The sequence below is a fragment of the Streptomyces sp. NPDC057543 genome (assembly GCF_042801895.1).
In the GTDB taxonomy this organism is placed as follows: Bacteria; Actinomycetota; Actinomycetes; order Streptomycetales; family Streptomycetaceae; genus Streptomyces.
Genome location: NZ_JBHVFF010000421.1, coordinates 1 through 5,315, shown reverse-complemented (window position 1 = coordinate 5,315; position 5,315 = coordinate 1). Strand labels below are relative to the sequence as shown.

The window sequence follows — 5,315 nt, the reverse complement described above, 5'->3', positions numbered from 1 at the left end:
CCGTCGAAGCCGTTGAGGGCGATGACGAAGGGGAGCCCGCTGTTCTCGAAGTAGTCGACGGCGGGGAAGCAGTCGGCGAGGCGGCGGGTGTCGACGAGGACGACGGCGCCGATGGCGCCGCGGACCAGGTCGTCCCACATGAACCAGAAGCGGTCCTGTCCGGGCGTACCGAAGAGGTACAGGATCAGGTCCTGGTCCAGGGTGATGCGGCCGAAGTCCATCGCCACCGTCGTGGTGGTCTTGTCCCCGGTGTGCGTCAGATCGTCGATGCCCGCGGACGCGGACGTCATCACGGCTTCGGTGCGCAGCGGATTGATCTCCGAAACGGCACCGACGAACGTGGTCTTACCCACGCCGAAGCCCCCTGCCACCACGATCTTCGCGGAGGTAGTGGAGCGGGCCGCTCCGCCGCTAGAGCTTGCGAAGTCCACTGAGCACCCTTTCGAGCAGTGTCACATCTGGCTGGCCGCCGGCGGACTCGTCGCCGCCGGGCTGATGGATAGCGACGAGTCCGGCCTCTGCCAGGTCGGCTACGAGGATCCGGGCAACGCCGAGCGGGATCGAGAGCAGTGCCGAAATCTCGGCGACCGACTTGATCTCGAAGCACAGCCGGCAGATCCGCTGGTGCTCGGGCAACTGCCCTTGCAGCCGGGACGGATCGGCCGTGGTACTGACCAACGCCTCAATGGCGAGTTGGTAGCGCGGTCGTGTCCGGCCGCCGGTCATGGCGTACGGACGGACCAGCGGATTGTGCGCTGCGGGAGCGGCCGGCTCGGGGGCCTGCCGCGGTTGCACGGGCTGGATGCGGGGCGACTGGGGCGAGTCGAAACGGTGCGGCCGCTGCGGGGGCCACCCGGAGCCCTGCTGGGCACCGTACGGCTGTTGCGGCGACTGCGGCTGCCGGTAGGGCTGATACGGCTGCTGGGTGCCCTGTCTGCTGGGTGCGGAGGGGAAGTTGAACCGGTTGTCCCCGTGCTCACCCGGTACGTTCTGGCCACCGTCGTACCGGTGTCCGCCTGGGGGTGTTGCCACGATTCCTCCTCCGCCTGCCGGTCCCGATCCCAGTGGGTCCGCGCCACCGCACTTTATGGTGCGGTGGCGCGAAACGCACTGTCTGTCTACTAGTTAAGAAGACTTCCCTGAAGTTCGGCACGGAGGTCCGGGGTGAGAACGCCGCCCGCGCGGTCGACAAGAAGGGCCATTTCGTACCCGACCAGACCGATATCGGCGTCCGGATGCGCAAGAACGGCCAGTGAGGATCCGTCGGAAATTGACATGATGAAGAGGAATCCGCGCTCCATCTCCACAACTGTCTGATTCACCGCGCCGCCTTCGAAGATCCGCGAGGCGCCCGCGGTCAGCGAGGTCAGACCGGAGGCGACGGCCGCCAGCTGGTCGGCGCGGTCGCGCGGAAATCCTTCGGACATGGCCAGCAGGAGTCCGTCGGCGGAGACCACCACCGTGTGCGACACCCCGGGGGTGTTGTCCACGAAGTTGGTGATCAACCAGTTCAGATTCTGCGCCGCCTGGCTCATCGGGCTCACACTAACGCTCCTGGTTGTAGGTATTACTTGTGTCCGAACCCGCGTTACGTCCCCGCAGCACGCCCCGCCGCAGGTTGCTCAACCTGCCGCGGACGTCCTCGGGGGCACGGGAGACCTGAGGGCCGCCCTGCAGGGTCTGCTCCGCCGTACCCTCGACCAGATTGGCCTTGGGCACTCGCCGGGGAAGCCCGGACGGGGTGATCCCGCCCGCCTTCGGCTCCCGGAGCTTCTCGGCCCGCTCCCAGCGTTCGTCGTTCGTCGAGCGCCAGTCGTCGGAGCCGTTCTCGTCCTGCTGTGCGGACGGCTGCTGCTGCGGCAGTTCCTGCTGCTGCGGCGGCAGTTCCTGCTGTGCGGCTGCGGGCTGGTTGCTCCCGCGGCCGGTGGGCTGCCAGTGCTGCTGACCGCCCCGGCGCGGCAGACCGGCTTCGGTCAGCTCGTGGCCGGAGTTCGGGGTGGGCCCCGGACGGTCGAAGCCTACGCGTTCCTGCGGCTCGGCGGGGGCACTCGGGACAGATTCCGCTTCGACCTGCGCAGGGGGCACGTACGCATCCTGATACGCGCCCTGATTCGCCCATTCGTCCTGGTGGGGCTGGGAAGCGAACGGTTCCTCGTGTGACGGCTGCGCGATCTCGCCGGCCGCGTATGCCGCCTCCGCATAGCCGCCCTGCCGGGTGCGGTCGGGCTGCTCGGCGAAGCCCGCGTCACCGCCGTAGGGGGCGTATCCACCCTCGTACGGAGCCTGCTCGTACTGCTGCGGCTCCTGGGCGTATCCGTTCCCGGCCTGCTGCGGCTCCCGGGTGTATCCGTTCCCGGCGTACGGATCCTGAGCGAACTGCGGGTGCTCGCCCGTCGCTTGTGCCTCCAGTGCGGCGCGACGCTCCTCACGCATCAGCGAACGGCCCACGGGGTCGAGCTGTGAGGCGTCCCCCGACGGCTGCTCGTAACGCGAGTCGTCGAAGCCGAGCTCCGCCGCCGTGCGCAGCTGCGGAGGCGCGGGCTGCTCGAATTCCTGCCGCTGCGGAATGATCGAAGAGACGGTGAAGTCGTCCTGCGCGGCGCCCGGTTCGCCGCCGCCACCGTGGGTGATGGCATCCGGCAGCATGACCAGCGAGGTGGTCCCGGCCTGCTCGCCCGAGGGACGCAGCTGGACCCGGATGCCGTGCCGGTCGGCGAGCCGGCCGACGACGAAGAGACCCATCCGCTGCGACACCGCGGCGTCCACGGTCGGCGGGTTGGCCAGTCTGTGGTTGATGTCGGCGAAGTCCTCGGCGGTGAGACCGATGCCCTTGTCGTGGATCTCGATCATCACGCGGCTGTCGGGCAGCCGCGTCGCCGTGACCCGCACCTTGGTCTGCGGGGAGGAGAACGTGGTGGCGTTCTCCAGCAGCTCGGCCAGCAGATGCACGAGGTCGGTGACGGACTGGCCGTGGATCTCGGTCTCCGGCACCCCGGAGAGTTCGACGCGCTCGTACGACTCCACCTCGGAGGCGGCGGCCCGCAAGACGTCGACCAGTGGAACCGGCTGGTTCCAGCGGCGACCGGGCTCCTCGCCGGCCAGCACGAGAAGGTTCTCGCCGTTGCGCCGCATCCGGGTGGCCAGGTGGTCCAGCCGGAAGAGGCTCTCCAGCTGGTCCGGGTCGGCCTCGTTGTTCTCCAGGTCGGTGATGAGGGTCAGCTGGCCCTCGATCAGCGACTGGTTGCGACGCGACAGATTGGTGAAGATCGCATTGACGTTGCCCCGCAGCATGGCCTGCTCGGCCGCCAGCCGGACCGCCTCGCGGTGCACCTGGTCGAAGGCGCGGGCGACCTCGCCGATCTCGTCGCGGCTGTCGATCGGGATCGGCTCGACGCGGGTGTCGATCCGGCCCGGATCGGTCCTGGAGAGCTGGTCGACCAGCATCGGCAGCCGCTGCTCGGCGATCCCGAAGGCGGCGGTTCGCAGATGGCGCATCGAGCGGCTCATCTGCCGCGCCATCAGCCCGGCCAGGACGAAGGCGGCCAGCAGGGCGACGATCACGACGCCGGCGTTGATGAAGGCGTCGTTCCGGGCGCTGGACGAGATGTCCGCGGCCTCGGTCACGGCCTTGTCGACGAGCTCGTCCTCGACCGTGGTGTAGCCGTCGAACTTGGCGGTGGCGGCGGCCATCCAGGTCTCGGGCGTGATGCCCTTGGCGGCCAGCTTCTGGGGGGACTTCCCCTGCCCGATCTGCTGGGCCATGCCGTCGAAGACCGAGCCGTCGACACTGGGCGGCGCGACGAACGGGACCCCCGCCGCGTCGGCCTGCTCCTTCGCCTTCTTCAGCTTCTTCGCGCCGTCGGCCGACTGCGCGGCCATGACCTGCTTCAGCCGGGCCGCGTCGGCCTCCGTACCGCCGGAGATGAACTCGCCGAGCGCGATCTTCTCCAGGTAGTTGTACGAGCCGAAGGCCTTGACCTGGGCGTCGAACGTGGCGCTCTCCTGGCTCGGACGCACGAGCAGGTGCATACCGATGGAGCGCTGAAGCGACTCTGCAGCCTTGGCGAGCTCGATCGCGTAGACCGTACGGCCGTAACTGGTGATGTTGCCGGTGCCCAGACCCAGCTCGTTGCAGAACTCCATCAAGGAGTGCTGCACCTGGACATAACCCTCCTCCGTCTTCACCGGGTCCATCGCCTCGGCGTAGGCGGCCTTGCGCAGATCGGGGAGCTTGGGCTCCTCCAGCCGGAACAGCTGAAGGCGCCGCTCCAGGCCCTGCTTCTTGGGCATGTCCTTCACGGCCGTGTCGAACTTGGCCGCGGCGGCGTCGGTGGTCGCCCGGACCTGGTCGATGACGGCGGCGTCGCGCTTGTTCGACAGCAGGGGCTGAGCGGAGAGGTCACGCTCGTTGAGGAGTGCCTGGCCGTACGCGGAGGCCGCGCGCACGATCAGCGCGGTCTTCTCGGCCTCCTGCGCCTCCCGCCAGGTATCGATCGAGCCCTTCACCTGGAAACCGCCCATGACCAGGCCGACCAGCACCGGGATCAGGAGGATCGCGTTCAGTCGAGTGGGCACCCGCCAGTTGCGCGGGGAAAGCCGACTTGAGCTGCCCCCGGACTTCATCGATCGGGACATGTCGGCGGGCGACGCCGCGGTGCGCGGCGGCGGGGTGAAATTGCCCCGCTCCGGCTCCGCCACGGAGCCCTCGTTGCTTCGCCTCACTCGACCAACAACCTCTCGGCGTCGGCACCTACGTTGTGCCGTGTTTCGTTCAGGGCCGTACTACTCGGGAGTTCGTCGAATTCCAGCACGGGGACCGGTCGCGTTCCAAACAGTCGGAACCAGCCATTCCGAGTGGTCCAAGCCTCAGATAAAACGGGCATAAAGAACGAGCCCCGCCAAAAGGCGGGGCTCATGTGAGCGCAGCGACACCGATTGAACGCATCGGGTGTTGAACGCGAGACAATTCTCTGTCGAAACGTTATGAACGCGGGGGCGGATCGTGTCAAAGGACACAGCCCGCCCCCGTTTGGCTACGGTAACTACCGTATGTCAATACAGACTTGTGCTTACTTCAGCCGTGCCATCAGTGCGTGCTCCACGAGCGTGATCAGGCCGCTCTTGGCGTCCGCGCGGTGCCGCGCGTCCGTCGTGATGATCGGGGTGTCCGGGCCGATCTGGAGGGCTTCGCGGACTTCGTCGGGGGTGTAGGGCTGGTGCCCGTCGAAGCCGTTGAGGGCGATGACGAAGGGGAGCCCGCTGTTCTCGAAGTAGTCGACGGCGGGGAAGCAGTCGGCGAGGCGGCGGGTGTCGAC

Annotated in this window: 4 protein-coding genes and 1 pseudogene; all 5 read right to left on the bottom strand. The window is 68.0% G+C overall.

The window, feature by feature from the left end; all coding sequences use genetic code 11:
* A partial coding sequence (locus ACFU8Q_RS38765) for an ATP/GTP-binding protein (RefSeq protein ID WP_097977908.1) occupies positions 1-431 on the bottom strand: 431 nt, incomplete at its 3' end.
* Positions 412-1,032, bottom strand: coding sequence for a DUF742 domain-containing protein (locus ACFU8Q_RS38760; RefSeq protein WP_384464063.1), 621 nt, complete (start codon positions 1,030-1,032; stop codon positions 412-414). The genes ACFU8Q_RS38765 and ACFU8Q_RS38760, both read right to left, overlap by 20 nt.
* An 89-nt stretch (positions 1,033-1,121) precedes the next feature.
* Positions 1,122-1,535: a roadblock/LC7 domain-containing protein gene (locus ACFU8Q_RS38755; protein WP_073771622.1), complete on the bottom strand. Its 414-nt coding sequence runs from the start codon at positions 1,533-1,535 to the stop codon at positions 1,122-1,124.
* 10 nt (positions 1,536-1,545) lie between these two features.
* Positions 1,546-4,722, bottom strand: coding sequence for a nitrate- and nitrite sensing domain-containing protein (locus ACFU8Q_RS38750; RefSeq protein WP_384464060.1), 3,177 nt, complete (start codon positions 4,720-4,722; stop codon positions 1,546-1,548).
* A 347-nt stretch (positions 4,723-5,069) separates the two neighbouring features.
* A pseudogene (locus ACFU8Q_RS38745) lies at positions 5,070-5,315 on the bottom strand (ATP-binding protein); the annotation flags it as partial.